General features: G+C 64.4%; 33 protein-coding genes. 31 read left to right on the plus strand and 2 right to left on the minus strand.

From position 1 onward, the window contains the following. The 29 genes from AC5P7I_RS18030 to AC5P7I_RS18170 all read left to right on the plus strand — a co-directional run. Nucleotides 1-141: EF-Tu C-terminal domain-related protein (locus tag AC5P7I_RS18030; protein WP_487247787.1), on the plus strand; the 141-nt coding region annotated here is incomplete at its 5' end. 332 nt (nucleotides 142-473) lie between these two features. Continuing rightward, on the plus strand, nucleotides 474-785 hold the full coding sequence (gene rpsJ / locus AC5P7I_RS18035) for a 30S ribosomal protein S10 (protein ID WP_005408208.1): 312 nt from the start codon (nucleotides 474-476) through the stop codon (nucleotides 783-785). A gap of 11 nt (nucleotides 786-796) precedes the next feature. Next, on the plus strand, nucleotides 797-1,447 hold the full coding sequence (gene rplC, locus AC5P7I_RS18040; protein ID WP_004145336.1) for a 50S ribosomal protein L3: 651 nt from the start codon (nucleotides 797-799) through the stop codon (nucleotides 1,445-1,447). A gap of 12 nt (nucleotides 1,448-1,459) precedes the next feature. Continuing rightward, nucleotides 1,460-2,065: a 50S ribosomal protein L4 gene (rplD, locus tag AC5P7I_RS18045; protein WP_004145337.1), complete on the plus strand. Its 606-nt coding sequence runs from the start codon at nucleotides 1,460-1,462 to the stop codon at nucleotides 2,063-2,065. Then, a complete protein-coding gene (gene rplW, locus AC5P7I_RS18050; RefSeq protein WP_004145338.1) occupies nucleotides 2,062-2,361 on the plus strand; it encodes a 50S ribosomal protein L23 in 300 nt (99 codons plus the stop codon). Before rplD ends, rplW begins: the two co-directional genes overlap by 4 nt. 10 nt (nucleotides 2,362-2,371) lie before the next feature. Further along, entirely contained in the window at nucleotides 2,372-3,199 is an 828-nt protein-coding gene (gene rplB, locus AC5P7I_RS18055; RefSeq protein WP_004145339.1) for a 50S ribosomal protein L2, read from the plus strand. A gap of 6 nt (nucleotides 3,200-3,205) precedes the next feature. Then, nucleotides 3,206-3,475 (plus strand): 30S ribosomal protein S19, encoded by a 270-nt coding sequence (rpsS, locus tag AC5P7I_RS18060; RefSeq protein WP_005415413.1) that lies wholly within the window; start codon nucleotides 3,206-3,208, stop codon nucleotides 3,473-3,475. A gap of 12 nt (nucleotides 3,476-3,487) precedes the next feature. Continuing rightward, entirely contained in the window at nucleotides 3,488-3,823 is a 336-nt protein-coding gene (rplV, locus tag AC5P7I_RS18065; RefSeq protein ID WP_004145348.1) for a 50S ribosomal protein L22, read from the plus strand. Nucleotides 3,824-3,841: 18 nt separating this feature from the next. Beyond that, on the plus strand, nucleotides 3,842-4,576 hold the full coding sequence (gene rpsC, locus AC5P7I_RS18070; RefSeq protein WP_004145350.1) for a 30S ribosomal protein S3: 735 nt from the start codon (nucleotides 3,842-3,844) through the stop codon (nucleotides 4,574-4,576). A gap of 5 nt (nucleotides 4,577-4,581) precedes the next feature. Next, complete coding sequence (rplP, locus tag AC5P7I_RS18075) at nucleotides 4,582-4,995, plus strand: 50S ribosomal protein L16 (protein ID WP_004154486.1); 414 nt, start codon at nucleotides 4,582-4,584, stop codon at nucleotides 4,993-4,995. Then, nucleotides 4,995-5,180, plus strand: a complete 186-nt coding sequence (gene rpmC / locus AC5P7I_RS18080) for a 50S ribosomal protein L29 (protein ID WP_004154487.1) — start codon at nucleotides 4,995-4,997, stop codon at nucleotides 5,178-5,180. The genes rplP and rpmC overlap by 1 nt, the downstream gene beginning before the upstream one ends. Nucleotides 5,181-5,191: 11 nt before the next feature. Beyond that, the gene (gene rpsQ / locus AC5P7I_RS18085) at nucleotides 5,192-5,461 is read left to right on the plus strand and encodes a 30S ribosomal protein S17 (RefSeq protein WP_004154489.1); all 270 of its coding nucleotides are present in this window, start codon (nucleotides 5,192-5,194) and stop codon (nucleotides 5,459-5,461) included. 12 nt (nucleotides 5,462-5,473) lie between these two features. After that, nucleotides 5,474-5,842: a 50S ribosomal protein L14 gene (rplN, locus tag AC5P7I_RS18090; RefSeq protein WP_010483978.1), complete on the plus strand. Its 369-nt coding sequence runs from the start codon at nucleotides 5,474-5,476 to the stop codon at nucleotides 5,840-5,842. Between the two features lie 16 nt (nucleotides 5,843-5,858). Continuing rightward, on the plus strand, nucleotides 5,859-6,176 hold the full coding sequence (rplX, locus tag AC5P7I_RS18095; RefSeq protein WP_004154490.1) for a 50S ribosomal protein L24: 318 nt from the start codon (nucleotides 5,859-5,861) through the stop codon (nucleotides 6,174-6,176). A gap of 11 nt (nucleotides 6,177-6,187) precedes the next feature. Then, nucleotides 6,188-6,730: a 50S ribosomal protein L5 gene (gene rplE / locus AC5P7I_RS18100; protein ID WP_005415416.1), complete on the plus strand. Its 543-nt coding sequence runs from the start codon at nucleotides 6,188-6,190 to the stop codon at nucleotides 6,728-6,730. Between the two features lie 18 nt (nucleotides 6,731-6,748). Then, nucleotides 6,749-7,054 (plus strand): 30S ribosomal protein S14, encoded by a 306-nt coding sequence (gene rpsN, locus AC5P7I_RS18105; RefSeq protein WP_005408209.1) that lies wholly within the window; start codon nucleotides 6,749-6,751, stop codon nucleotides 7,052-7,054. 258 nt (nucleotides 7,055-7,312) lie between these two features. Next, entirely contained in the window at nucleotides 7,313-7,711 is a 399-nt protein-coding gene (rpsH, locus tag AC5P7I_RS18110) for a 30S ribosomal protein S8 (RefSeq protein WP_005408210.1), read from the plus strand. A gap of 18 nt (nucleotides 7,712-7,729) precedes the next feature. Next, nucleotides 7,730-8,254 carry a 50S ribosomal protein L6 gene (rplF, locus tag AC5P7I_RS18115; RefSeq protein ID WP_014646052.1) on the plus strand — a complete coding sequence of 175 codons (525 nt, stop codon included), beginning with the start codon at nucleotides 7,730-7,732 and terminating at the stop codon, nucleotides 8,252-8,254. 80 nt (nucleotides 8,255-8,334) lie between these two features. Further along, complete coding sequence (rplR, locus tag AC5P7I_RS18120) at nucleotides 8,335-8,694, plus strand: 50S ribosomal protein L18 (protein WP_169411773.1); 360 nt, start codon at nucleotides 8,335-8,337, stop codon at nucleotides 8,692-8,694. Between the two features lie 161 nt (nucleotides 8,695-8,855). Then, nucleotides 8,856-9,398, plus strand: a complete 543-nt coding sequence (gene rpsE, locus AC5P7I_RS18125) for a 30S ribosomal protein S5 (protein WP_005408213.1) — start codon at nucleotides 8,856-8,858, stop codon at nucleotides 9,396-9,398. Next, nucleotides 9,391-9,582, plus strand: a complete 192-nt coding sequence (rpmD, locus tag AC5P7I_RS18130; RefSeq protein ID WP_005408214.1) for a 50S ribosomal protein L30 — start codon at nucleotides 9,391-9,393, stop codon at nucleotides 9,580-9,582. The genes rpsE and rpmD overlap by 8 nt, the downstream gene beginning before the upstream one ends. Nucleotides 9,583-9,588: 6 nt before the next feature. Next, nucleotides 9,589-10,032 carry a 50S ribosomal protein L15 gene (gene rplO / locus AC5P7I_RS18135; RefSeq protein ID WP_004154498.1) on the plus strand — a complete coding sequence of 148 codons (444 nt, stop codon included), beginning with the start codon at nucleotides 9,589-9,591 and terminating at the stop codon, nucleotides 10,030-10,032. 7 nt (nucleotides 10,033-10,039) lie between these two features. Further along, nucleotides 10,040-11,407, plus strand: coding sequence for a preprotein translocase subunit SecY (gene secY / locus AC5P7I_RS18140; protein ID WP_005415420.1), 1,368 nt, complete (start codon nucleotides 10,040-10,042; stop codon nucleotides 11,405-11,407). Between the two features lie 347 nt (nucleotides 11,408-11,754). Beyond that, on the plus strand, nucleotides 11,755-12,111 hold the full coding sequence (gene rpsM, locus AC5P7I_RS18145) for a 30S ribosomal protein S13 (RefSeq protein WP_004154500.1): 357 nt from the start codon (nucleotides 11,755-11,757) through the stop codon (nucleotides 12,109-12,111). 11 nt (nucleotides 12,112-12,122) lie between these two features. Continuing rightward, nucleotides 12,123-12,512, plus strand: coding sequence for a 30S ribosomal protein S11 (rpsK, locus tag AC5P7I_RS18150; protein ID WP_004145443.1), 390 nt, complete (start codon nucleotides 12,123-12,125; stop codon nucleotides 12,510-12,512). A gap of 15 nt (nucleotides 12,513-12,527) precedes the next feature. After that, nucleotides 12,528-13,157 (plus strand): 30S ribosomal protein S4, encoded by a 630-nt coding sequence (gene rpsD, locus AC5P7I_RS18155; protein ID WP_004145446.1) that lies wholly within the window; start codon nucleotides 12,528-12,530, stop codon nucleotides 13,155-13,157. Between the two features lie 55 nt (nucleotides 13,158-13,212). Next, complete coding sequence (locus tag AC5P7I_RS18160; RefSeq protein ID WP_005408216.1) at nucleotides 13,213-14,211, plus strand: DNA-directed RNA polymerase subunit alpha; 999 nt, start codon at nucleotides 13,213-13,215, stop codon at nucleotides 14,209-14,211. 190 nt (nucleotides 14,212-14,401) lie between these two features. Beyond that, nucleotides 14,402-14,785, plus strand: coding sequence for a 50S ribosomal protein L17 (gene rplQ, locus AC5P7I_RS18165; protein WP_005408217.1), 384 nt, complete (start codon nucleotides 14,402-14,404; stop codon nucleotides 14,783-14,785). 242 nt (nucleotides 14,786-15,027) lie between these two features. Beyond that, nucleotides 15,028-15,534: a disulfide bond formation protein B gene (locus tag AC5P7I_RS18170; protein WP_005415421.1), complete on the plus strand. Its 507-nt coding sequence runs from the start codon at nucleotides 15,028-15,030 to the stop codon at nucleotides 15,532-15,534. A gap of 104 nt (nucleotides 15,535-15,638) precedes the next feature. Here AC5P7I_RS18170 and AC5P7I_RS18175 read toward each other — a convergent pair whose 3' ends face one another. Next, nucleotides 15,639-17,762: a TonB-dependent receptor gene (locus tag AC5P7I_RS18175; protein ID WP_262088327.1), complete on the minus strand. Its 2,124-nt coding sequence runs from the start codon at nucleotides 17,760-17,762 to the stop codon at nucleotides 15,639-15,641. A 216-nt stretch (nucleotides 17,763-17,978) separates the two neighbouring features. Between AC5P7I_RS18175 and AC5P7I_RS18180 the strand changes: the two genes are divergently transcribed. Together AC5P7I_RS18180 and AC5P7I_RS18185 are read left to right on the plus strand one after the other, a co-directional pair. Then, on the plus strand, nucleotides 17,979-19,370 hold the full coding sequence (locus tag AC5P7I_RS18180) for a class II 3-deoxy-7-phosphoheptulonate synthase (RefSeq protein WP_014646058.1): 1,392 nt from the start codon (nucleotides 17,979-17,981) through the stop codon (nucleotides 19,368-19,370). A 378-nt stretch (nucleotides 19,371-19,748) separates the two neighbouring features. Beyond that, complete coding sequence (locus AC5P7I_RS18185) at nucleotides 19,749-20,936, plus strand: mechanosensitive ion channel family protein (RefSeq protein WP_169411760.1); 1,188 nt, start codon at nucleotides 19,749-19,751, stop codon at nucleotides 20,934-20,936. Between the two features lie 72 nt (nucleotides 20,937-21,008). On the opposite strand, the gene AC5P7I_RS18190 is transcribed toward AC5P7I_RS18185, so the two are convergent. After that, the gene (locus tag AC5P7I_RS18190) at nucleotides 21,009-22,631 is read right to left on the minus strand and encodes an amidase (protein ID WP_169411758.1); all 1,623 of its coding nucleotides are present in this window, start codon (nucleotides 22,629-22,631) and stop codon (nucleotides 21,009-21,011) included. Between the last annotated feature and the right edge of the window lie 8 nt (nucleotides 22,632-22,639).

Genomic DNA, 22,639 nt, shown 5'->3' on the forward strand with positions numbered 1-22,639 from the left:
GAAATGGTGATGCCGGGTGACAACGTCAAGATGGTCGTCACCCTGATCAACCCGGTGGCAATGGACGAAGGCCTGCGCTTCGCCATCCGCGAAGGCGGCCGTACCGTCGGCGCCGGCGTGGTCTCGAAGATCATCGAGTAATCTGGTAGTATTTGCGCCCCGATGTTGCCTGGGTAGGGCATCGGGGCGTATCAAATGGGAAAGCAGGCACAGGATGTGCCTTGTGTTCCCCGGACCAGGAAGGGTCAATGCCATTCAGGCGGCGTCAACAGGCGACTGTTGACAGCTGCCTTGCGTGCCATTATGCTTCTACGTCTGGGCAGGCCGGGAAACTGGTCTGCCTACGTTTTTGAGGTCCATGGAGTGACCTTGTCGGCCTGCAGGACTGCGGGCCGTCCGTATTCAGGAATTTCATGGGGCAAAGCAACCCAGAGGCTTTGTCTGTCGCTCTTTTAACGAAGGAACCTACCGCCATGGCGGACCAAAAGATCCGGATCCGGCTGAAAGCGTTCGATCATCGTCTGATCGACCGTTCGGCCAGCGAGATCGTTGAAACGGCAAAGCGGACCGGCGCGCAAGTGCGTGGCCCGATCCCGCTGCCGACCAAGATCGAGCGTTACACCGTTCTCGTCTCCCCGCACGTCGACAAGGACGCGCGTGACCAGTACGAGACCCGCACGCACAAGCGCGTGCTCGATATCGTTGACCCGAATGACAAGACCGTGGACGCGCTGATGAAGCTCGAACTGGCTGCCGGCGTCGACGTTCAGATCAAGCTGACCTGAGGACTACGACCATGACGAAGAAGTATTCGTTGGGCTTCGTGGGCCGCAAGGCCGGCATGAGCCGCGTGTTCACCGAAGATGGCCGTTCCATCCCGGTGACCCTGATCGAAGCAACCCCGAACCGCATCGCGCAGATCAAGACCGTCGAAACCGACGGCTACAGCGCCGTGCAGGTGACCGTCGGCGCGCGTCGCGCTGCCCTGGTCAACAAGCCGGAAGCCGGCCACTTCGCCAAGGCGAAGGTGGAAGCGGGTCGTGGCCTGTGGGAATTCCGCGTTGAAGACGCGCAGCTCGGCGATTTCGCCGTTGGCGGCGAAGTCAAGGCGGACATCTTCGAAGTCGGCCAGATCGTCGACGTCCAGGGTGTCACCAAGGGTAAGGGCTTCCAGGGCACCATCAAGCGCCACAACTTCCGTATGGGCGATGCAACCCACGGTAACTCGCTGTCGCATCGCGCGCCGGGTTCGCTGGGTCAGCGCCAGACCCCGGGTCGCGTTTTCCCGGGCAAGAAGATGTCGGGCCACATGGGCGCGGTGCAGCAGAGCACCCAGAACCTGGAAGTGGTCAAGGTCGACGTCGAGCGCGGTCTGATCGCCGTTCGCGGCGCCGTTCCGGGCGCGGCGGGTGGCGATGTGATCGTCCGTCCGGCGAGCAAGGCATAAGGAGAGATGACGATGGAACTCGTTATCACGGGTAGCAACAACAAGGTCTCGGTCTCCGACGCCGTGTTCGGTCGCGATTTCAGCGAAGATCTGGTCCACCAGGTCGTCGTTGCCTACCGCAACGCCGGTCGCGCCGGCACCAAGGCACAGAAGACTCGCTCCGAAGTGGCTGGTACCACCAAGAAGTCGAAGAAGCAGAAGGGCGGCGGCGCGCGTCATGGCGCACTGACGGCTCCGATCTTCGTCGGCGGCGGTGTCACCTTCGCGGCCAAGCCGCGCAGCTTCGAGCAGAAGGTCAATCGTAAGCAGTACCGTGCCGCCATGTGCGCGATCCTGTCCGAGCTGAACCGTCAGGGCCGTCTGACCATCGTGGAGTCCTTCGATGTCGAAGTGACCAACACGAAGGGTCTGATCGCCAAGCTGGCCGGCCTGGAAGTGGGCAAGCGCCCGCTGATCGTCACCGAAGAAGCGTCCGAGCACCTGTACCTGTCCGCCCGCAATCTGCCGTACGTGCAGGTGCGTGACGTCCAGGGTCTGGATCCGGTCTCGCTGGTGGGTGCCGACACGGTCGTCATCACCGCTGACGCGGTCAAGAAGGTCGAGGAGTGGCTGGCATGAACAGCAACGAAAAAATCTTCAGCGTGCTGCGTGCCCCGCGTGTCTCCGAAAAGACCGCGCGCCTGCAGGAACTCTCCAACCAGTATGTCTTCGAAGTTTCGAACGAAGCCACCAAGGCCGATGTAAAGGCCGCGGTTGAGCAGCTGTTCGACGTCAAGGTCGAAGCCGTCAACGTGGTCAACGTCAAGGGCAAGAACAAGTCCTTCCGTAACCGTGCTGGCCGCCGCGGCGATTGGCGCAAGGCGTACGTTCGCCTGGCCGACGGCCAGTCGATCGATGTAACGGCCAAGGCCTGAGGTACATCCCATGCCATTGATGAAATTCAAGCCCACTTCCCCCGGCCGCCGTTCGGCCGTGCGCGTGGTTACGCCCGACCTGCACAAGGGTGCTCCGCACGCCGCACTGGTCGAGTCGCAGAGCCGCTCGGGTGGCCGCAACCACCACGGCCGCATCACCGTGCGTCACGTCGGTGGTGGTGCCAAGCAGCACTACCGCATCATCGACTTCAAGCGCAACAAGCTGGGCATCCCGGCGCGCGTGGAACGCATCGAATACGATCCGAACCGCACCGCCCACATCGCCCTGCTGTGCTACGTCGATGGTGAGCGTCGCTACATCATCGCCCCGAAGGGCCTGAAGGCCGGTGATCAGGTGATCGCTGGTTCGGACGCCCCGATCAAGGCCGGCAACACCCTGCCGCTGCGCAACATCCCGGTCGGCACCACCATCCACTGCATCGAGCTGAAGCCGGGCAAGGGCGCTCAGATCGCTCGCGCCGCTGGTGCGGCCGTGCAGCTGGTGGCTCGCGAAGGCATCTACGCCACCCTGCGCCTGCGCTCGGGTGAAATGCGCAAGGTTCCGGTCGAGTGCTGCGCCACCATCGGCGAAGTCGGCAACGACGAGCACAGCCTGGAAAAGCTGGGCAAGGCCGGTGCCAAGCGTTGGCGCGGCGTCCGCCCGACCGTTCGTGGTGCTGCCATGAACCCGGTTGACCACCCGCACGGTGGTGGTGAGGCCAAGGCCGGCCAGGGTAACCCGCATCCGGTCACCCCGTGGGGTGTTCCGACCAAGGGTTACAAGACGCGCCATAACAAGCGCACTCAGCAGTTCATCGTCCGCGATCGTAGGGGCTAATCGACCATGGCACGTTCACTCAAGAAGGGCCCGTTCGTCGATCACCACCTCGTCAAGAAGGTGGAGGCCGCTGCGGGCAGCAAGAAGCCGATCAAGACCTGGTCGCGCCGTTCGATGATCCTGCCTGACATGGTAGGCATCACCATTGCCGTGCATAACGGCAAGAACCACATCCCGGTTCTCGTCAACGAGAACATGGTCGGCCACAAGCTCGGCGAATTTGCCATCACCCGGACCTTCAAGGGTCACGGTGGTGACAAGAAGTCGGGCAAGTAAGGAGAGATGACAATGGAAGCGAAAGCCATCCTGCGCACTGCGCGCATCTCCCCGCAGAAGGCTCGTCTGGTCGCTGACCAGGTGCGCGGTCTGCCGGCCGAACGTGCGGTCAACCTGCTGAAGTTCTCGGACAAGAAGGCTGCCCACCTGATCAAGAAGGTGGTGGAGTCGGCAATTGCCAACGCCGAGAACAACCAGGGCGCCGACGTCGACGAGCTGAAGGTTCAGACCATCATGGTTGATGAAGGTCCGACCCTGAAGCGTTTCATGGCGCGGGCGAAAGGCCGCGGTACCCGCATCCTCAAGCGCACCAGCCACATCACTGTGGTTGTGGGCGCCGCCAAGTAAGCGGATAAGGAAAAGACCATGGGTCATAAAGTTCATCCGATTGGTATCCGCCTCGGCATTTCCAAGGACTGGAACTCCAAGTGGTACGCCAACAAGGCCGAGTTCGCCGGTTACCTGGCAGCCGACCTGAAAGTGCGCGAAATGCTGCGCAAGAAGCTGGCCCAGGCCGGCATCAGCAAGATCCTGATCGAGCGTCCGGCCAAGACCGCTCGCGTGACGATCCACACCGCCCGTCCGGGCGTGGTGATCGGCAAGCGCGGTGAGGACATCGAGAAGCTGCGCAAGGAAGTGAGCGAGATGATGGGCGTCCCGGCGCACATCAACGTCACCGAAGTGCGCAAGCCGGAACTGGACGCGCAGCTCGTTGCCGAGTCGATCGCCCAGCAGCTGGAGCGTCGCATCATGTTCCGCCGTGCAATGAAGCGCTCGGTCGGCAACGCGATGCGCCTGGGTGCCCTGGGCATCAAGGTCAACGTTGGTGGCCGCCTCAACGGTGCTGAAATCGCCCGTTCGGAGTGGTACCGCGAAGGCCGCGTGCCGCTGCACACCCTGCGTGCCGACATCGACTATGGCTTCGCTGAAGCCAAGACGACCTACGGCATCATCGGCATTAAGGTCTGGATCTACAAGGGCGAGGTCTTCGATTTCTCCCAGGTTGGCCAGGAAAAGCAGGACGACACCCCGTCGCGCAACGATCGTCACGATCGCGGCGACCGTGGTGACCGTCAGCGCCCGGCCCGTGAAGCGAGGTAACGACAATGTTGCAACCCAAGCGAACCAAGTACCGCAAGGTACACAAGGGCCGTAACGATGGCCTGAGCTGGAGCGCCAACGCTGTCAGCTTCGGCGAATACGGCCTGAAGGCAACCGCACACGGTCAGCTGACCGCGCGTCAGATCGAAGCGGCCCGCCGCTCGATCAGCCGCTACGTCAAGCGCGGCGGCAAGATGTGGATCCGCGTGTTCCCCGACAAGCCCATCACCAAGAAGCCCATCGAAGTTCGAATGGGTTCGGGTAAGGGTAACGTGGAATACTGGGTGGCCCAGATCCAGCCCGGCCGCATGATCTATGAAATCGAGGGTGTTTCCGAGGAAGTGGCTCGCGAGGCGTTCCGCCTGGCCGCCGCCAAGCTCTCGGTCACCACCACTTTCGTGACCCGTACGGTGCGCTGATGGATATCAAAACTCTCCGTGAAAAGTCGGCTGACGAACTCAAGGCCCACCTGATCGACCTGCGTAAGGAACAGTTCTCTGTCCGTATGCAGCAGGTCACCGGCCAGCTGCCGAAGACCCACGACATTCGCCGGGTCCGTCGCGAGATTGCTCGCGTCAAGACCCTGCTCGGCAGCACGAAGTAAGGATGGCCGCTATGAGCGACAATACTGAAAAGAAGACGCTGCGCACGGTCGAAGGCCGTGTCGTCAGCAACAAGATGGACAAGACGGTTACCGTCCTGGTTGAGCGTCAGGTCAAGCACGCGCTGTACGGCAAGTACATCAAGCGCTCGACCAAGCTGCACGCCCACGATGCCGACAACGCCTGCAAGGAAGGCGATGTCGTCCGCGTGACCGAGATTGCTCCGATGTCCAAGACCAAGAACTGGCGCGTGGTGGAAGTCATCACGCGTGCGGCTGAATAAGGAGTCTGAATCATGATCCAGATGCAGAGCTACCTTGACGTCGCGGACAATTCGGGTGCCAAGCAGGTGATGTGCTTCAAGGTGCTGGGTGGTTCCAAGCGCCGTTACGCCGGCATCGGCGACATCATCAAGGTCACCGTGAAGGATGCGATTCCGCGCGGCAAGGTCAAGAAGGGTGAAGTGTATGACGCCGTCGTGGTGCGTACCCGCAAGGGTGTGCGTCGCGCCGACGGTTCGCTGATCCGCTTCGACGGCAACGCTGCCGTCCTGCTGAACAACAAGCAGGAGCCGATCGGTACCCGTATCTTCGGGCCGGTGACCCGTGAACTTCGTTCGGAGAAGTTCATGAAGATCGTCTCGCTCGCTCCCGAAGTGCTGTGAGCGACAGGAGATAATCATGGCTAACCGTATCAAGAAGGGCGACCAGGTTGTCGTCAACGCTGGCAAGGACAAGGGCAAGCAGGGCGAAGTCGTCCGCGTCGACGGCGACCGTGTGGTCGTCGCCAACGTGAACATCGTCAAGCGCCACACCAAGCCGAACCCGCAGGCAGGTGTTGCCGGCGGCGTGGTCGAGCGCGAAGCTTCGATCCATATCTCCAACGTGAACGTGCTGAACCCGGCTTCGGGCAAGGGCGAACGCGTTGGCTTCAAGGTGCTGGAGGATGGACGCAAACTGCGTGTGTTCCGCTCCAGCGGTGAGGCGCTCGACGCCTGAGGAATGTGAAGATGACTTCCCGTCTCGAAAAGATCTACAAGGAAGAAGTGGTGCCGGCGCTGATGAAGCAGTTCGGCTACACCAATCCGATGGAAGTACCGAAGCTCGTCAAGGTCACCCTGAACATGGGTGTCGGCGAGGCTGCCACCAACAAGAAGATCCTGGAAAACGCCGTCGCGGACATGACCAAGATTTCCGGCCAGAAGCCGGTTGTCACCAAGTCGCGTATCTCGGTTGCGTCGTTCAAGATCCGTGATGGTTGGCCGATCGGCTGCAAGACCACGCTGCGTCGCCACAAGATGTACGAGTTCCTGGACCGCCTGATCAACATCTCGCTGCCGCGCGTGCGCGACTTCCGTGGTGTTTCCGGTCGTTCCTTCGACGGCCGCGGCAACTTCAACATGGGTGTGAAGGAACAGATCATCTTCCCGGAAATCGACTTCGACGCCGTCGACGCGATCCGCGGTATGGATATCGCCATCACCACCACTGCGAAGACCGACGCGGAAGCGAAGGCGCTGCTGGCAGCGTTCAAGTTCCCGTTCCGTAACTGATCTGTCGAGGAAACCGAAATGGCAAAGACCTCCATGGTCAACCGCGACATCAAGCGGGAAAAGCTGGCCAAGAAGTACGCTGAGAAGCGTGCGGCTCTGAAGAAGATCGTGTCCTCCGTGGACGCGACCTACGAAGAGAAGATCGACGCCGCAACCAAGCTGGCCAAGCTGCCGCGCGATTCGTCGCCGAGCCGTCAGCGCAACCGTTGCGAGCTGTCGGGTCGTCCGCGTGGCGTGTACAGCAAGTTCGGCCTCGGCCGCAACAAGCTGCGCGAAGCCACCATGCGTGGCGACGTCCCGGGCCTGCGCAAGGCCAGCTGGTAATCCCAGCCGGCCCTGCGCTCAGCACCCCCTTGCGGGGGTGCTGAACCGGGGGAGGGGGCTGTTCAGCTTCCTTTCTGCGAAAAAACCCGAAGAGCCCGACGCAAGTCGGGCTCTTTTGGCGTATACTCCCGCGTCTTGCCCTGTGCAGACGGGGTTGTAGGAGTGGGCCCCGGCCCGCTGCATCAAGGGACCTGGCCCGTTTCCAGGAGACAACAGATTTTCGCGAAAGCGGATATCGGTGCACTCAAAGGTACTCATATGAGCATGACTGATCCCATCGCCGACCTGCTGGTCCGCATCAAGAATGCGGCCGCAGTTGGCAAGCAGACGGTGAAAGCCCCGTCGTCCAAGATCAAGGTTGCGATCGCCCAGGTCCTGAAGGACGAGGGTTACATCACCGACCTGCGCGTGACCCAGCTGGAAAACAACAAGTCCGAGCTGGAAATCGTGCTGAAGTATTTCGAAGGCAAGCCGGTCATCGCGACCCTGAAGCGCTTCTCGCGTTCGGGCCTGCGCCAGTACCGCGGCAAGAGCGAGCTGCCGAAGGTCATGAACGGCCTGGGTATCTCCATCATTTCCACCTCCAAGGGCATCATGACTGATGCGCAGGCGCGCCAGCTGGGCGTCGGCGGCGAAGTCCTGTGCTTCGTGGCCTAAGGCGAAAGGAGTAGAACTATGTCCCGCGTAGCCAAGAAGCCGATCACCCTGGGTAAGGTTGAACTGAACGTCCAGTCGGACAGCGTCACCGCCAAGGGCCCGAAGGGCACCCTGTCGCTGGCCAAGCCGGCCGGCATTGCCATCAACGTCGACAATGGCGTTGCCACCCTGAGCACCGAGAACGCCGAGCTGGTCGCACTGACCGGCACCGTGCGTGCGATCCTGTCCAACATGGTCAAGGGCGTGTCCGAAGGCTTCGAGCGCAAGCTGGAGCTGGTTGGCGTGGGTTACCGCGCTGCCATGCAGGGCAAGGACCTGAGCCTGTCGCTGGGCTTCTCGCACCCGGTCGTGTTCGTGGCGCCGGAAGGCATCACCATCACCACCCCGACCCAGACCGAGATCCTGGTCCAGGGCGCTGACAAGCAGGTCGTCGGTGAAGTCGCCGCCAAGATCCGTGCGTTCCGCAAGCCGGAGCCGTACAAGGGCAAGGGCGTGAAGTACTCCGACGAAGTCATCATCCGTAAGGAAGCCAAGAAGGCGTAAGTGCGAGTCCCTCGCAAGAGCCCGCACATCCATGTGCGGACTCCTCAGGGAGAAGCCCATCCTTCAGCTTTCAAGGAATAATCAAAATGAACAAGAACATCGCCCGCCTGCGTCGCGCCAAGTCGACCCGCGCCCACATCCGTGAGCTCGGCGTCGCCCGCCTGTCGGTGCTGCGCACCGGCCAGCACCTGTACGCCCAGGTCTTCACCGCTGACGGTTCGAAGGTGCTGGCTGCCGCCAACACCACCCAGACCGACGTCAAGGAAGGCCTGAAGAACGGCAAGAACGCCGATGCCGCTGCCAAGGTTGGCCGCATCGTCGCCGAGCGCGCCAAGGCCGCCGGCGTCGAGAAGGTTGCCTTCGATCGTTCGGGCTACCGCTACCACGGCCGCATCAAGGCCCTGGCAGAAGCGGCCCGCGAAGCCGGCCTGCAGTTCTAAGGGACAAGGGCAGGGGGCCGATGGCCTCCTGCCTGCCTGCTCGCCAGCCTGAGCGAGGCTGGACGGCGCCGCTCTTCTGCAGTGGCCCACCGGAACAACGCGTCACTCCACAACCATAAGCGGCCTCGAGCCGTACATACCCAAACAACCAAGGAATCAACATGGCAGAAGAGCGTCAGCAGCGGGGTCGCGATCGCGACCGTAACCGCGAAGAGAAGATCGACGACGGCATGATCGAAAAGCTGGTCGCGGTCAACCGCGTCAGCAAGACCGTCAAGGGTGGCCGCCAGTTCACCTTCACCGCCCTGACCGTTGTCGGCGACGGCGAAGGCAAGGTCGGTTTCGGTTATGGCAAGGCCCGCGAAGTGCCGGTCGCCATCCAGAAGTCGATGGAACAGGCCCGCAAGAACCTGGTCAGCGTTGACCTGAACAACGGCACCCTGTGGCACACCATCAAGGATGGTCACGGCGCAGCCCGCGTGTTCATGCAGCCGGCTTCGGAAGGTACCGGCGTGATCGCCGGCGGTGCCATGCGCGCCGTGCTGGAAGCCGTTGGCGTGAAGAACGTGCTGGCCAAGGCCACCGGTTCGCGTAACCCGATCAACCTGGTGCGTGCCACCGTGAAGGGCCTGTCTGCTGCGCAGTCGCCGGCTCGCATCGCGGCCAAGCGCGGCAAGAAGGTGGAGGAACTCAACCATGGCTAATGAGTCCAACAAGACTGTGAAGGTCCGCCTGGTGCGTGGCCTGCGTGGTACCCAGTCGCGTCACCGCCTGTCGGTGCGTGCCCTGGGCCTGAACAAGCTCAACGATGTGCGTGAACTGAAGGACAGCCCGCAGGTACGCGGCCTGATCAACAAGGTTCAGTACCTCGTCCAGGTTGAGGAGTAATCGACCATGACTCTGCGTCTCAATGAACTGAGCCCGGCACCGGGCGCCCGCACCGAGCGCACCCGCGTCGGCCGCGGTATCGGCTCGGGCCTGGGCAAGACTGCCGGCCGCGGCCACAAGGGTTCGTTCGCCCGTAAGGGTGGCGGCAAGATCAAGGCTGGCTTCGAAGGCGGCCAGACCCCCATGCAGCGTCGTCTGCCGAAGATCGGCTTCCGTTCGCCGATCGCCAAGGACACCGCTGAAGTGCTGCTGTACGCGCTGGACAAGCTGCCGGCCGGTGAGATCGATTTCGCCGCCCTGCGTGCTGCCAAGCTGGTCCCGAGCACCGCAAAGAAGGCCAAGGTCGTCGTCAAGGGCGAAGTGACCAAGGCGTTCACCCTGAAGGGTATTGCTGCCACGGCGGGTGCCAAGGCTGCAATCGAAGCTGCCGGCGGCAGCGTAACGGAGTAAGAAAATCATGGCGCAAGCTGGCATCGGTAACCTCGCGGGCGGAATGGGCAAGTTCACTGAACTTCGCCAACGTTTGCTGTTCGTCGTCGGGGCTTTGATCGTCTATCGCATCGGCTGCTACGTGCCGGTGCCGGGCGTCAATCCCGATGCCATGCTTGCCATGATGCAACAGCAGGGCGGCGGCATCGTGGACATGTTCAACATGTTCTCGGGCGGCGCCCTGCACCGTTTCAGCATCTTCGCGCTGAACGTGATGCCGTACATCTCGGCATCGATCGTGATGCAGCTGGCCGTGCACATCTTCCCCGCCCTGAAGGCGATGCAGAAGGAAGGTGAGTCCGGCCGCCGCAAGATCACCCAGTATTCGCGCATCGGCGCCGTGCTGCTGGCAGTGGTGCAGGGCGGCTCGATCGCGCTGGCCCTGCAGGGCCAGGTCTCGCCGTCGGGCGCTCCGGTCGTGTATGCGCCGGGCATGGGCTTCGTGCTCACTGCCGTGGTCGCACTGACCGCCGGCACCATGTTCCTGATGTGGGTCGGTGAGCAGGTCACCGAGCGCGGCATCGGCAACGGCGTGTCGCTGATCATCTTCGCCGGTATCGTGGCGGGCCTGCCGGGTGCGGTCATCCACACCTTCGATGCCTACCGCGACGGCAACATCCAGTTCATCCAGCTGCTGCTGATCGCCATCGTCGTGCTCGCCTTCACCTTCTTCGTGGTGTTCGTCGAGCGTGGCCAGCGCCGGATCACGGTCAATTACGCGCGCCGTCAGGGTGGTCGCAACGCGTACATGAACCAGACCTCGTTCCTGCCGCTGAAGCTCAACATGGCCGGCGTCATCCCGGCGATCTTCGCCTCGAGCCTGCTGGCCTTCCCGGCCACCCTGGCCATGTGGTCCGGCCAGGCCGCCAACCAGAGCAGCTTCGGCCAGGTCCTGCAGAAGGTCGCCAACGCCCTGGGCCCGGGCGAGCCGCTGCACATGATCGTGTTCGCTGCGCTGATCACCGGTTTCGCGTTCTTCTATACCGCGCTGGTGTTCAACTCGCAGGAAACCGCCGACAACCTGAAGAAGTCCGGTGCGCTGATTCCGGGCATCCGTCCGGGCAAGGCGACCGCCGACTACATCGACGGCGTGCTGACCCGCCTGACCGCGGCCGGCTCGGCGTACCTGGTGATCGTCTGCCTGCTGCCGGAACTGATGCGCACGCAGCTGAACGCCTCGTTCTACTTCGGTGGTACTTCGCTGCTGATCGTGGTGGTGGTGGTGATGGACTTCATCGCCCAGGTGCAGGCGCACCTGATGTCCCACCAGTACGAGAGCCTGCTGAAGAAGGCCAACCTGAAGGGTGGCAACCGCGGCGGTTTTGCCCGCGGCTGATAGGCCTGTTATACTTTCGTCTTCCTGACGTGATGGTCCCTCCGCTTCGCGGACTCCGGCCACACAAACGAAGGGCGGCCCCCGCAGCGGTTCCGGGTGGGGGTGTGATGAGGTGGTCCCGCGCTGGAGTAGCGCGGGCGGCCCCGGGGGAAACCCCAGGTCCAACCCCATCCGGCGCCGGAGCCTGGGCACACTCCCCAGGCCGGGTTCATGAAACCAATGGTTTCACGGGCTTCCATGTAAACCGGAACCTTGTTAGTATCGCTAGTTCACTTTTTTGATCCATCCTGCCGGATTGGCGTGCCCGAGGCGCGCTGTCGGCCATCACTCAGCTGGAGAACCGCGTCATGGCGCGTATTGCAGGCGTCAACCTGCCAGCCCAGAAGCATGTCTGGGTCGGGTTGCAAAGCATTTACGGCATCGGCCGTACCCGTTCGAAGAAGGTCTGCGAAGTCGCAGGCGTTGCTTCGACCACCAAGATCCGCGATCTGTCGGAGCCGGAAATCGAGCGCCTGCGCGCCGAAGTCGGCAAGTACATCGTGGAAGGCGATCTGCGCCGTGAAATCGGTATCGCGATCAAGCGCCTGATGGACCTGGGCTGCTACCGCGGCCTGCGTCACCGTCGTGGCCTCCCGCTGCGTGGCCAGCGCACCCGTACCAACGCCCGCACCCGCAAGGGTCCGCGCAAGGCGATCAAGAAGTAAGGGACTGAGAAATGGCTAAGCCCGCTGCTAAGACCAAGAAGAAGATCAAGCGCGTCGTCACCGACGGCGTTGCCCACGTCCACGCTTCGTTCAACAACACCATCGTCACCATCACCGACCGCCAGGGCAATGCTCTGTCGTGGGCGACCTCCGGTGGCGCTGGCTTCCGCGGTTCGCGCAAGTCGACCCCGTTCGCTGCCCAGGTGGCTGCTGAAAAGGCCGGTCGTGCTGCGCTGGACTACGGCGTGAAGTCGCTGGAAGTCCGCATCAAGGGCCCGGGTCCGGGCCGTGAGTCGGCCGTGCGTTCGTTGAACAACGTCGGCTACAAGATCACCAACATCATCGACGTGACGCCTATCCCGCACAACGGGTGCCGTCCGCCGAAGAAGCGTCGCGTCTAAAGGGAGCGATAAGAAATGGCTCGTTATATCGGTCCTACCTGTAAGCTCGCCCGCCGCGAAGGCGCCGACCTGTCCCTGAAGAGCCCGGCGCGTGCGCTGGACTCGAAGTGCAAGCTGGAGCAGAAGCCCGGCCAGCACGGCGCCACTGCCCGCAAGGGCAAGCTGTCCGACTACGCCACCCAGCTGCGTGAAAAGCAGAAGGTCAAGCGTATCTACGGCCTGCTGGAGCGTCAGTTCCGCAACTACTACAAGAAGGCCTCGACCAAGAAGGGCAACACCGGCGAGAACCTGCTGCAGCTGCTGGAAACCCGCCTGGACAACGTCGTCTACCGCATGGGCTTCGCCGTGACCCGTCCGGCTGCCCGTCAGCTGGTGTCGCACCGCGGCGTCACCGTGAATGGCAAGTCGGTCAACCTGGCTTCGTACCAGGTCAAGGCTGGCGACGCCATCGCCCTGTCTGAAAAGGCTGCCAAGCAGCTGCGCGTCCAGGAAGCCCTGACCGTCGCCGCCCAGCATGACCTGAGCCCGTCGTGGGTTGAAGTGGATTCCGGCAAGTTCACCGGCATCTTCAAGGCTGTTCCGGATCGTTCGGATCTGCCTGCGGACATCAACGAAGCGCTGATCGTCGAGCTGTATTCGAAGTAATTCACATTGGAGAGCCCCCGGCGACGGCCGGGGGTTCACTAGGAGAACCCGCAACATGACGGTTACCGCCAACCAGGTTCTGCGTCCTCGCGGTCCGCAGATCGAACGCCTTACCGACACCCGTGCAAAGGTCGTTATCGAACCTTTGGAGCGGGGTTACGGGCATACGCTGGGTAATGCCCTGCGTCGCGTGCTGCTGTCGTCCATCCCGGGCTTCGCCATCACGGAAGTCGAAATCGACGGCGTGTTGCATGAGTACACCACGGTCGAAGGTCTGCAGGAGGACGTGCTCGAAGTCCTGCTGAACCTGAAGGACGTGGCCATCCGTATGCACTCCGGCGACAGCGCCACCTTGTCCCTGTCCAAGCAGGGCCCGGGCGTTGTCACCGCTGCCGACATCAAGGTCGACCACAATGTGGAGATCCTGAACGGCGACCATGTGATCTGCCACCTGACCAAGGATACGGCGATCAACATGCGTCTGAAGATCGAACGTGGTTTCGGCTACCAGCCGGCTGCCGCGCGTCGTCGTCCGGACGAAGAAACCCGTGCCATCGGCCGCCTGGTCCTGGATGCCTCGTTCTCGCCGGTCCGCCGTGTCGCCTACGCCGTGGAAGCGGCGCGTGTCGAACAGCGTACCGACCTGGACAAGCTGGTCATCGATATCGAGACCAACGGCACCATCGATGCCGAGGAAGCCGTGCGCACCGCCGCCGACATCCTCAGCGACCAGCTGTCGGTGTTCGGTGACTTCACCCACCGCGACCGCGGTGCGGCCAAGCCGGCCAACAACGGCGTGGATCCGGTGCTGCTGCGCCCGATCGACGATCTGGAGCTGACCGTGCGTTCGGCCAACTGCCTGAAGGCTGAAAGCATCTACTACATCGGCGATCTGATCCAGAAGACCGAAGTGGAGCTGCTGAAGACCCCGAACCTGGGCAAGAAGTCGCTCACCGAGATCAAGGAAGTGCTGGCTCAGCGCGGCCTGTCCCTCGGCATGAAGCTGGAGAACTGGCCGCCGGCCGGCGTCGCCAGCCACGGCATGCTGGGCTGATATCGGTAATGCCTGGAGGCTCCACCGCTCGCGGTGGAGCCTTCAACGCAACACACCATGCCACGACGAACCGCAGGTTCGCGGGCAGGTCGTCCAGGACGGGCGGCCAGGACCAACCGCAGTCCGCGCAGTAACGCCAGGATGGCGACAACGATCCACACAGCCGCATCATTAACCAAGGAATATCACCATGCGTCACCAGAAGTCTGGCCGTAAGTTCAGCCGCACCAGCGCGCACCGCGAAGCGATGTTCAAGAACATGGCCGCCTCGCTGTTCAAGCACGAGCTGATCAAGACCACCCTGCCGAAGGCCAAGGAACTGCGCCGCGTTGCCGAGCCGCTGATCACTCTGGCCAAGGTCGACTCGGTCGCCAACCGCCGTCTGGCCTTCGCCCGCCTGCGCGACAACGAAGCCGTGGGCAACCTGTTCACCATCCTGGGCCCGCGCTACGCGAACCGTCCGGGCGGCTACCTGCGCCTGCTGAAGTGCGGTTTCCGCGCCGGCGACAACGCACCGATGGCCTACGTCGAGCTGGTTGACCGTCCGGTCGTGGCCGAGGAAGTGGCCGAGTAATCGGACCGCTCCAACGCGACACAGCGAAAGCCCGGCTCCTGCCGGGCTTTTGCGTTTCCAGGGGTCGGATCCCTTTCCGCAGGAAAGGGCTCTGACCCCGAGCAGGCAGCACCGCAGGTCAGATCCCTTTGCATTCGCAAAGGGATCCGACCCGCACCGTTCCGACAGGCGTCACCTGTGGCGGTTCGAATGGGGCGCGCTCTCGGTTACGCTTGGCGCCTTGATCCATTCGAGCGTTGACGATGAATCCACTGCGCTGGCCCTTCCGCGCCCAGTTCTTCCTGGGCTTCCTGATCTGCGCGGGCCTGCTCGGCTACGCGATCTTCCTGCAGCTGAAGATGGGCCTGGAGCCGTGCCCGCTGTGCATCTTCCAGCGCCTGGCTTTTGCCGCGCTGGGCCTGTTGTTCCTGATCGGTGCGCTGCATGGGCCGTCCAACCGTCCCGGCCGCGCCACCTACGGCGTGCTCGCCTTCATCGCGGCGGCCGTCGGCGTGGGCATCGCTGCGCGCCACGTCTACGTGCAGATGCTGCCGCCGGAGATGGGCGCGACCTGTGGCCCGCCGCTGAGCTTCCTGCGCGAGACCATGGGGCCGCTGGAAGTGTTCCGCACGGTGCTGACCGGTACCGGCAACTGCGGCAACATCGACTGGACGTTCCTGGGCCTGACCATGCCGATGTGGTCGGGCGTGTGGTTCGTGCTGCTGGCGCTGTGGGCACTGGTGGTGTCGCTGCGCAAGGTCAAGCGCTGAAGCAGGATGGGGTCGGATCCCTTTGCATCGCAAAGGGCTCTGACCCCATTCCCGGTGCGGGGTCAGAGCCCTTTCCTGCGGAAAGGGATCCGACCCCTGTCTCCTCAGAAGTCCTGCTGCAGGCTCAGGTAGGCGCCGCGGCGCGGTCCCCATTGCGGGGCGAACACGCCCACACCGCCGCCATCGCGCAGCTGGTAGCTGCGATCCAATGCGTTGATCACGGCCAGCTGCACGTGCAGCGGATGGCCGCTGTCGGCATTGAAATCATGCCCGGCGCTGAGGTTCACCTGCAGGTAGGACGGCAGCTCGCCGCCGTTGGGCACGCCCTCGATATCCGAACGCAGGCCGCTGCCGAACACGTAGTTGGCACCGACCCGGTTGTGCCCGGCGAAGGCGTAGCTGAGGCCCCCCGACGACGTCAGCTTCTGGTCGTGGTCCAGGTGGATCCAGTGGTCGGCCACATAGGCCAGCGCGTCCGGATCGAGGTTGTACTGGCTGGTGATGACCTGGGTGCCGATGGCCTTGTTGTACGCCGCGTTGAAGTAGGCGCTGAACGGACCGTTGCTGTAGTCGGCACTGAACTCCAGCCCACGGATATGGCCGCGGCGGTAGTTGAACGTCGAGTAGATGTAGGCGGCGCCGAACTGGCCTTCGTCCTGCAGGCGCGCGACGCGGCGGTCGTAGGCGTCCAGGCCCAGGGTCAGGTGTTCACCCAGCTGCTGCGAGACGCCGATGTCGTAGTAGTCGCTGCGTTCGGCCAGCGGAATGTTGTTGCCGCCGCCCGGCTGCTGGTTGGTGGTGCCGTCGTACAGGGCGATATCGCTGCTGGCGATCAGCTCACTGGCCGGTGGCGTGAAGTAACGCGAATAGCCGGCATGCACGGTGGTGCTGTCGCTGGCATTCCAGACCGCGCCCACGCGGGGGCTGAGCTGGCCCTCGGTGCGGCCGAAGGCCTTGTAGCGATCACCACGCAGGCCGTAGTTCACTGTCCAGTCGTCGCCGATCTTCCACTCATCCTGCACGTACACCGCCAGCGTGCTGGCGTGGAAGGCGCTGCGGTCTGGAATCAGCAGTGGCGTGGTGCTGGATTGCTGGCCGGCGCCATCGACCGGGAACACCCAGCTGTTGTTGCTGGCGCGCGCATTCTCGTAGTTGCCGTACAGGCCGTATCGCAGCGTGTGGTCGTTGCCCAGCGGGGTGGAGAGGTCGGCCTGCAGCGTGTTGGCGCGGTTGCTGCGCTGGACCTGGGAGGCGACGCCACTGAATACCAGATCGCCGATGACATCCGGGTTGAACGCCACGTCGCTGTAGCGCTGCCCGGCGGACAGCTGGTAGGCGGTGCCGCCCAGCGTGCCCTGCAGCACCAGCATGCCGAAGCGGGTGGTCTCGCGCTGGGTTTCATCCAGCTGGCTGGAGTCGAAGGTGGTCGTGTCCAGGTAACCGAACTGCGGGGTCTGCCCGGGATTGACCGGGATCTGGAAGCGATTGTTGGCAAAGCCGGCGAACACGCTCAGGCGGGTGTTCTCGTTGACCAGGTAGGTCAGGTCGGCGAAGGCTTTGCCCTGGTGCGTGTCGTCGTGCAGCGGCTTGCGCGAGCGGGTCGGGTTCTCCAGGCCGACCTCGTTCTGGTCGTAGTTGCCGGTCAGGAACCAGCTCCAGCGCCCTTGATTGCCCCACCACGAGGCATTCGGATTGATCTTGCCGAACGAGCCTGCGGTCAGACCGGCGCTGCCGCCATTGCCGAGCTCGGCGCCGCTGCGGGTGGTGATGTCGACCACCGCAGCGGTGCGCTCGCCGAACTGCGCCGGCAGCGCCCCGTCCATCAGGCGGATGCTCTTGATGGTGCGGGCATCCAGGGTCTGGCCGAAGCCGGAGATCGATTCGGGCAGCAGTACGCCGTTGATGCGGTACTGCAGGTTCGCGTGGTCGCCGCGCACGTGCACGCCACCGTAGGAATCCTGGACCACGCCCGGAGCCTGCAGCAGCACCTGGCTGAGCGGCGCGGAGGCACCCAGCGGCTGCTTCTGGATGTCCTCGGCGGTGATCTGGTACTGGCTGCTGCCGATGTCCGGCGACAGCGCATTGCGGGCTTGGTCGAGCTGGGCGCTGACAGTGACCGTGTCGAGGTCCTTCACGGGAGCGGCGGCATCGGCGGCCATAGCGAGGGTGGGCAGACTGGCCAGGGTCAGGGCGAAGGTAATGCCGGTAGCGAGCAGGGAGGGCTTCATGGCAGATAGGCTGTGGAAGGGTCCGACGGGGACGGAGTGTTACTTCGTAACAGTGCGTGGCGAATCATGCGCCTGTCCGGGCGGCCGTGGCCATGCGGTTTCTGGCCGATCGCGATGCCCTTTCCCCGGCGTTCAGTCATGTGCAGGGCGTGCCCAGCCCTTTGCGCCAGCGGCTGGCTCTGCGACCATGACCGCCCCCCTCCCCGGAAGTCTGCAATGAGCCTGTCCGCCGTTCCGCCCGTCCTCGATCCTGCCGCGACCGCCGCTGGCGCTGCCTGGTCGCCGGAGAGCTGGCGCGGCAAGACCGCGCTGCAGATGCCGACCTACCCGGACCCGGTGGCGCTGGACGCTGCACTGCATGAGCTGAAGCGCCTGCCGCCGCTGGTCACCTCGTGGGAAATCCTGGCGCTGAAGCAGCAGTTGGCCGAGGCCCAGGAAGGCAAGCGCTTCCTGCTGCAGGGCGGCGATTGCGCCGAGAACTTCAGCGACTGCGAATCGGGCACGATTTCCAACCGATTGAAAGTGCTGCTGCAGATGAGCCTGGTGCTGGTGCATGGCCTTCGCCAGCCGGTGATCCGCGTCGGGCGCTTTGCCGGCCAGTACGCCAAGCCGCGTTCGGCCGATACCGAGACCCGCGACGGCGTGACCCTGCCCAGCTACCGCGGCGATGTGATCAATGCGCCGGCGTTCACCGAGGCGGCGCGCCTGCCGGATCCGAAGCGGATGCTGCAGGCGCATGCGCATTCGGCGATGACCATGAACTTCGTGCGTGCGCTGATCGATGGCGGCTTCGCCGACCTGCATCATCCGGAGTACTGGAACCTGGAGTGGGTGCGGCATTCGCCGCTGGCCGCCGAGTACCAGAAGATGGTGGCGTCGATCGGTGATGCGGTGCACTTCATGGAAACCCTGGCCGGGGCCCGCGTGCACAACCTCAACCGCATCGACTTCTACACCTCGCATGAAGCGCTGCTGCTGCCCTACGAGCAGGCGCTGACCCGGCAGGTGCCGCGCCAGCAGGGCTGGTTGAACCTGAGCACGCATTACCCGTGGATCGGCATGCGCACCGCCGCGCTTGACGGCGCGCACGTGGAATACCTGCGTGGCGTGCGCAATCCGATTGCGATCAAGGTCGGCCCGTCGGTGACGCCGGACCAGCTGCTGCGCCTGATCGATGTGCTCAACCCGCATGACGAGCCAGGGCGACTGAGCTTCATCCACCGCATGGGGGCAGCGCAGATTGCCGATAAGCTGCCGCCGCTGCTGGATGCGGTCAAGCGCGATGGCCGTCGCGTGCTGTGGGTGTGTGACGCGATGCATGGCAATACCGAGAGCACCGCCAATGGCTTCAAGACGCGCCGCTTCGACAACGTGCGTGGCGAAGTGGAGATGTCGTTCGATCTGCATGCGGCCGCAGGCACGCGACTGGGCGGTGTGCACCTGGAACTGACGGGCGAAGACGTGACCGAATGCACCGGTGGCGCGCGCGAACTGACCGAGCGCGACCTGGAACGCGCGTATCGTTCGACGGTGGACCCGCGGTTGAACTACGAGCAGTCGCTGGAGATCGCGATGGCGATCGTGCGCAAGCAGGAGCAGGTGCGGTAAGGGCGTTGCGGCAGGGCTTGCAGCCCTGCACCTGCTGACGCAACGGCAACGGCAACGGCAACGGCAACGGCAACGGCCTAAGCAACGGCAACAGCATGCATTCCGTGGGATGGCGGGGCGATGTGGGCAGGCAGGACACGCCGTGAACCCCCCTCCGGGGTCCGGCACAGCCGCCAGCGGCTGGGCCGGACCGCGGAGCGGGATTCACGGCGTCTCCCGCAACCGGCCCCACTCCGCCATCCCACAGGAAGCCCGCTTCTGCTTCGGCTGTTGCTGTTGAGGTTGCCGGCCAGCGGCCGGCACTACCGCAGGTGCAGGGCTGCAAGCCCTGCCGACCAACACGCTGCTTACGAACGACTGACGTGGCGCTCATGCGCCATGCGCGAGTCTGTCCACTTGGCTGTTCGAGTGGAGGTGGCAACGGTGCACTGGCAAAGCGCACAGGCATACGCATGGCCGTTGGGATTGGCCGTAGTGGTGGGCGGCATCGGCGCGTGGCTGATCCTGTGGATCTACCATCGGCTGAAGGGGCGCGATCGTCGGCGCGCGCGTATCGGGCGTGTGCTCGGGCTGCCGATGGCCACCGCATGGCCGCTGCTGCTGTTGATCCCTGCATTGCAGGCCACGCCGCTGCAGGATCCCGTTCTGGGCAACCTGCAACGGGTGCTGCATATCGCGCTGACCGCGTGCTTCATCTGGCTGCTGGTGCGGGCGGTGGCGGCGGGCGAACGTGCCATCCTGCGCAGCCATCCCATCGATGTCTCCGACAACCTGGAGGCGCGCCGCATCCAGACCCAGACGCGGGTGCTCAGCCGCGTGCTGATGGGCGGCATCATCGTGCTGGGCGCGTCGCTGGTGCTGCTGACCTTCCCCATGGTGCAGAAGATCGGCACCGCGCTGCTGGCCTCGGCGGGCCTGATCGGCCTGGTGGCCGGTATCGCTGCAAAGCCCGTGTTCGGCAATCTGATCGCCGGCCTGCAGATCGCAGTGACGCAGCCGATCCGGCTGGATGATGTGGTGATCGTCGAAGGCGAGTGGGGGCGCATCGAGGAGATCGGCAGCAGCTATGTGGTGGTGCGCATCTGGGATGAGCGGCGAATGGTGGTGCCGCTGACCTGGTTCATCGAGAACCCCTTCCAGAACTGGACGCGGCGCAGCGCCGACCTGCTCGGCACCGCGTTCCTGTGGCTGGACTATCGTGCCCCGGTGGCAGCGATCCGTGCCGAGCTGGAACGCATCTGCCGCGGTGAAGCGCTGTGGGATGGCCGGGTCTGCGTGACCCAGGTGACCGAGACCAGCGAGCGCGCGATCCAGGTGCGCCTGCTGGTCAGTGCGCGCAGCTCCGGTGATGCCTTCGATCTGCGCTGCCTGGTGCGCGAACGCATGCTCGATTTCCTCGCGCGCGAGCATCCGCAGTCGCTGCCGCAGGTGCGTGCGCGGCTGCAGCATGCAGACGAACTGGACATGCCGCGCGGTCCACGTGCGCGCACTGCGGATGTGCGTTCGCCGGGGGCTGAAGACGGTGAGGCGGCGATCGTGCCGGTAGAGCCCGACCAGCCGCTGTAGAGCCGAGCCATGCTCGGCTGCTTTCGATTTTCCGTTGAAGCCGGGCGTGGGCTCGGCTCTACAGAAACACGATCACGGCTCGCCGGCGTCGATCAGGGTGTCGGTGTCGAAGTGCGGCGGGCGTCGCGCGCGGGTGCGCTGTTCGTAGGCGTAGGCCATTTCGATCAGCTTCGGTTCGCTCCAGGCGGTGCCCATGAACAGCAGGCCGACCGGCAGGCCATTGATCTGGCCCATCGGCACGCTGAGGCTGGGATAGCCGGCGACGGCGGCGGCGCTGTAGCTCTCGCCGGGGAAGTCGTCGCCTTCGCTGCGGATCGGCCACGCCACACCGGTGGTCGGCGCCACCAGGGCATCGAGCTGGTGGGCGGCGAGGGCGGCGTCGATGCCTTCCGCGCCGGCCAGCCGGCGCGCATCGCTGCGTGCACGGATATAGGCGGGGTCGGCCAGGCCGGCGGTAGCGTCGGCCGCCACCAGCAGTTCCTGGCCGAACAGGCCCAGCTCCTGCTTGCTGTGCGCCTGGTTGAAGGCGATCAGGTCGGCCAGGCTGCGTAGTGGCGCGCGATGGGTGCTGAAGTAGCGCTCCAGCCCGGCCTTGAATTCGTACAGCAGCACCGTGCGTTCCGCCTCGGCCCAGGCGCCCTGGTTGGGCAGCTCCACCGGCACCACGAAGGCACCCGCCCGGCGCAGCTCGGTGGCCGCCTGTTCGATGAGCGGCGGCATGCCGCGGTATTTCAGCAGCGGTGTCTGCAGCAGGCCGATGCGCTTGCCACGCAGGCCCTCCGGGTCCAGGCGCGCGGTGTAGTCGTACACCGCGCGGCCAGGCATGGTCGCCGTGGCCGGGTCGGCATCGTCGCGCCCGGCGATAGCGGTCAGCACGGCTGCAGCGTCGGCGACGCTGCGGGTCATCGGTCCTGCGGTGTCCTGGCTGAAGGAAATCGGGATGATGCCCTCGCGGCTGACCAGGCCGACGGTCGGCTTGAGGCCGACGATGCCATTGACCGCCGCAGGGCAGACGATGCTGCCGTCGGTTTCGGTGCCGATCGCCACGCTGGCCAGGTTGGCGGCGACCGCCACCGCGCTGCCGCTGCTGGAGCCGCAGGGCGAGTGGCTGAGGCGATAGGGATTGCGGGTCTGGCCGCCGCGCGCGCTCCAGCCGGACACCGAATCGTTGCCGCGGAAATTGGCCCACTCGCTGAGATTGGTCTTGCCCAGCACCACCGCGCCGGCGTCGCGCAGCCGGCGCACCAGGTAGGCGTCGTCCGGGCGGAACCCCTGCAGGGCCAGCGAGCCGGCGCTGGTGGCCATCGGGGCGGCGTTGATGTTGTCCTTCAGCAGTACCGGAATGCCGTGCAGCGGGCCGCGCAGGCGTCCATCACGGCGCTCGCGGTCGCGCGCAGCGGCTTCCTTCAGTGCATCCGGGTTGAGCTCGATCACCGCGCGCAGGCGCGGCCCGGTGCGGTCCAGGGTGGCGATGCGCTGCAGGTAGGCCTGGGTCAGGGTGGTGCTGTCCAGCTCACCGGCGCTCATCCGCGCCTGCAGGTCGGTGACATCGGTTTCGGCGTACGGGAACGGCACGTTGCGGCTCGCGGGTTCGGCCGCATGCGCGCTGGACGCGGCCGGGCTGCAGCCAGCCGAAAGCAGCGCAGGCAGCGCGGCAAGCAGGCAGGTCAGCAGAGGCGGCAAGGACGGGCGCATGGGGCGGC

Source organism: Stenotrophomonas sp. YJH_SMC_138, assembly GCF_059369855.1.

What these genes read in the sequence shown, in the direction of transcription:
- AC5P7I_RS18180 (WP_014646058.1), top strand. Translation starts at nt 17,979, where the DNA reads ATGAGCCTGTCCGCCGTTCCGCCCGTCCTCGATCCTGCCGCGACCGCC.
- rpmC (WP_004154487.1), top strand. Translation starts at nt 4,995, where the DNA reads ATGGATATCAAAACTCTCCGTGAAAAGTCGGCTGACGAACTCAAGGCC.
- rplP (WP_004154486.1), top strand. Translation starts at nt 4,582, where the DNA reads ATGTTGCAACCCAAGCGAACCAAGTACCGCAAGGTACACAAGGGCCGT.
- rpmD (WP_005408214.1), top strand. Translation starts at nt 9,391, where the DNA reads ATGGCTAATGAGTCCAACAAGACTGTGAAGGTCCGCCTGGTGCGTGGC.
- AC5P7I_RS18170 (WP_005415421.1), top strand. Translation starts at nt 15,028, where the DNA reads ATGAATCCACTGCGCTGGCCCTTCCGCGCCCAGTTCTTCCTGGGCTTC.
- AC5P7I_RS18190 (WP_169411758.1), bottom strand. Translation starts at nt 22,631, where the DNA reads ATGCGCCCGTCCTTGCCGCCTCTGCTGACCTGCCTGCTTGCCGCGCTG.
- AC5P7I_RS18160 (WP_005408216.1), top strand. Translation starts at nt 13,213, where the DNA reads ATGACGGTTACCGCCAACCAGGTTCTGCGTCCTCGCGGTCCGCAGATC.
- AC5P7I_RS18175 (WP_262088327.1), bottom strand. Translation starts at nt 17,762, where the DNA reads ATGAAGCCCTCCCTGCTCGCTACCGGCATTACCTTCGCCCTGACCCTG.
- rpsH (WP_005408210.1), top strand. Translation starts at nt 7,313, where the DNA reads ATGAGCATGACTGATCCCATCGCCGACCTGCTGGTCCGCATCAAGAAT.
- rpsQ (WP_004154489.1), top strand. Translation starts at nt 5,192, where the DNA reads ATGAGCGACAATACTGAAAAGAAGACGCTGCGCACGGTCGAAGGCCGT.
- rplF (WP_014646052.1), top strand. Translation starts at nt 7,730, where the DNA reads ATGTCCCGCGTAGCCAAGAAGCCGATCACCCTGGGTAAGGTTGAACTG.
- rplW (WP_004145338.1), top strand. Translation starts at nt 2,062, where the DNA reads ATGAACAGCAACGAAAAAATCTTCAGCGTGCTGCGTGCCCCGCGTGTC.
- rplV (WP_004145348.1), top strand. Translation starts at nt 3,488, where the DNA reads ATGGAAGCGAAAGCCATCCTGCGCACTGCGCGCATCTCCCCGCAGAAG.
- rplB (WP_004145339.1), top strand. Translation starts at nt 2,372, where the DNA reads ATGCCATTGATGAAATTCAAGCCCACTTCCCCCGGCCGCCGTTCGGCC.
- rpsS (WP_005415413.1), top strand. Translation starts at nt 3,206, where the DNA reads ATGGCACGTTCACTCAAGAAGGGCCCGTTCGTCGATCACCACCTCGTC.
- secY (WP_005415420.1), top strand. Translation starts at nt 10,040, where the DNA reads ATGGCGCAAGCTGGCATCGGTAACCTCGCGGGCGGAATGGGCAAGTTC.
- rplD (WP_004145337.1), top strand. Translation starts at nt 1,460, where the DNA reads ATGGAACTCGTTATCACGGGTAGCAACAACAAGGTCTCGGTCTCCGAC.
- rpsM (WP_004154500.1), top strand. Translation starts at nt 11,755, where the DNA reads ATGGCGCGTATTGCAGGCGTCAACCTGCCAGCCCAGAAGCATGTCTGG.
- rplO (WP_004154498.1), top strand. Translation starts at nt 9,589, where the DNA reads ATGACTCTGCGTCTCAATGAACTGAGCCCGGCACCGGGCGCCCGCACC.
- rpsK (WP_004145443.1), top strand. Translation starts at nt 12,123, where the DNA reads ATGGCTAAGCCCGCTGCTAAGACCAAGAAGAAGATCAAGCGCGTCGTC.
- rpsC (WP_004145350.1), top strand. Translation starts at nt 3,842, where the DNA reads ATGGGTCATAAAGTTCATCCGATTGGTATCCGCCTCGGCATTTCCAAG.
- rpsN (WP_005408209.1), top strand. Translation starts at nt 6,749, where the DNA reads ATGGCAAAGACCTCCATGGTCAACCGCGACATCAAGCGGGAAAAGCTG.
- rpsE (WP_005408213.1), top strand. Translation starts at nt 8,856, where the DNA reads ATGGCAGAAGAGCGTCAGCAGCGGGGTCGCGATCGCGACCGTAACCGC.
- rplX (WP_004154490.1), top strand. Translation starts at nt 5,859, where the DNA reads ATGGCTAACCGTATCAAGAAGGGCGACCAGGTTGTCGTCAACGCTGGC.
- rpsD (WP_004145446.1), top strand. Translation starts at nt 12,528, where the DNA reads ATGGCTCGTTATATCGGTCCTACCTGTAAGCTCGCCCGCCGCGAAGGC.
- rplN (WP_010483978.1), top strand. Translation starts at nt 5,474, where the DNA reads ATGATCCAGATGCAGAGCTACCTTGACGTCGCGGACAATTCGGGTGCC.
- rplQ (WP_005408217.1), top strand. Translation starts at nt 14,402, where the DNA reads ATGCGTCACCAGAAGTCTGGCCGTAAGTTCAGCCGCACCAGCGCGCAC.
- AC5P7I_RS18185 (WP_169411760.1), top strand. Translation starts at nt 19,749, where the DNA reads ATGCGCGAGTCTGTCCACTTGGCTGTTCGAGTGGAGGTGGCAACGGTG.
- rplE (WP_005415416.1), top strand. Translation starts at nt 6,188, where the DNA reads ATGACTTCCCGTCTCGAAAAGATCTACAAGGAAGAAGTGGTGCCGGCG.
- rplC (WP_004145336.1), top strand. Translation starts at nt 797, where the DNA reads ATGACGAAGAAGTATTCGTTGGGCTTCGTGGGCCGCAAGGCCGGCATG.
- rpsJ (WP_005408208.1), top strand. Translation starts at nt 474, where the DNA reads ATGGCGGACCAAAAGATCCGGATCCGGCTGAAAGCGTTCGATCATCGT.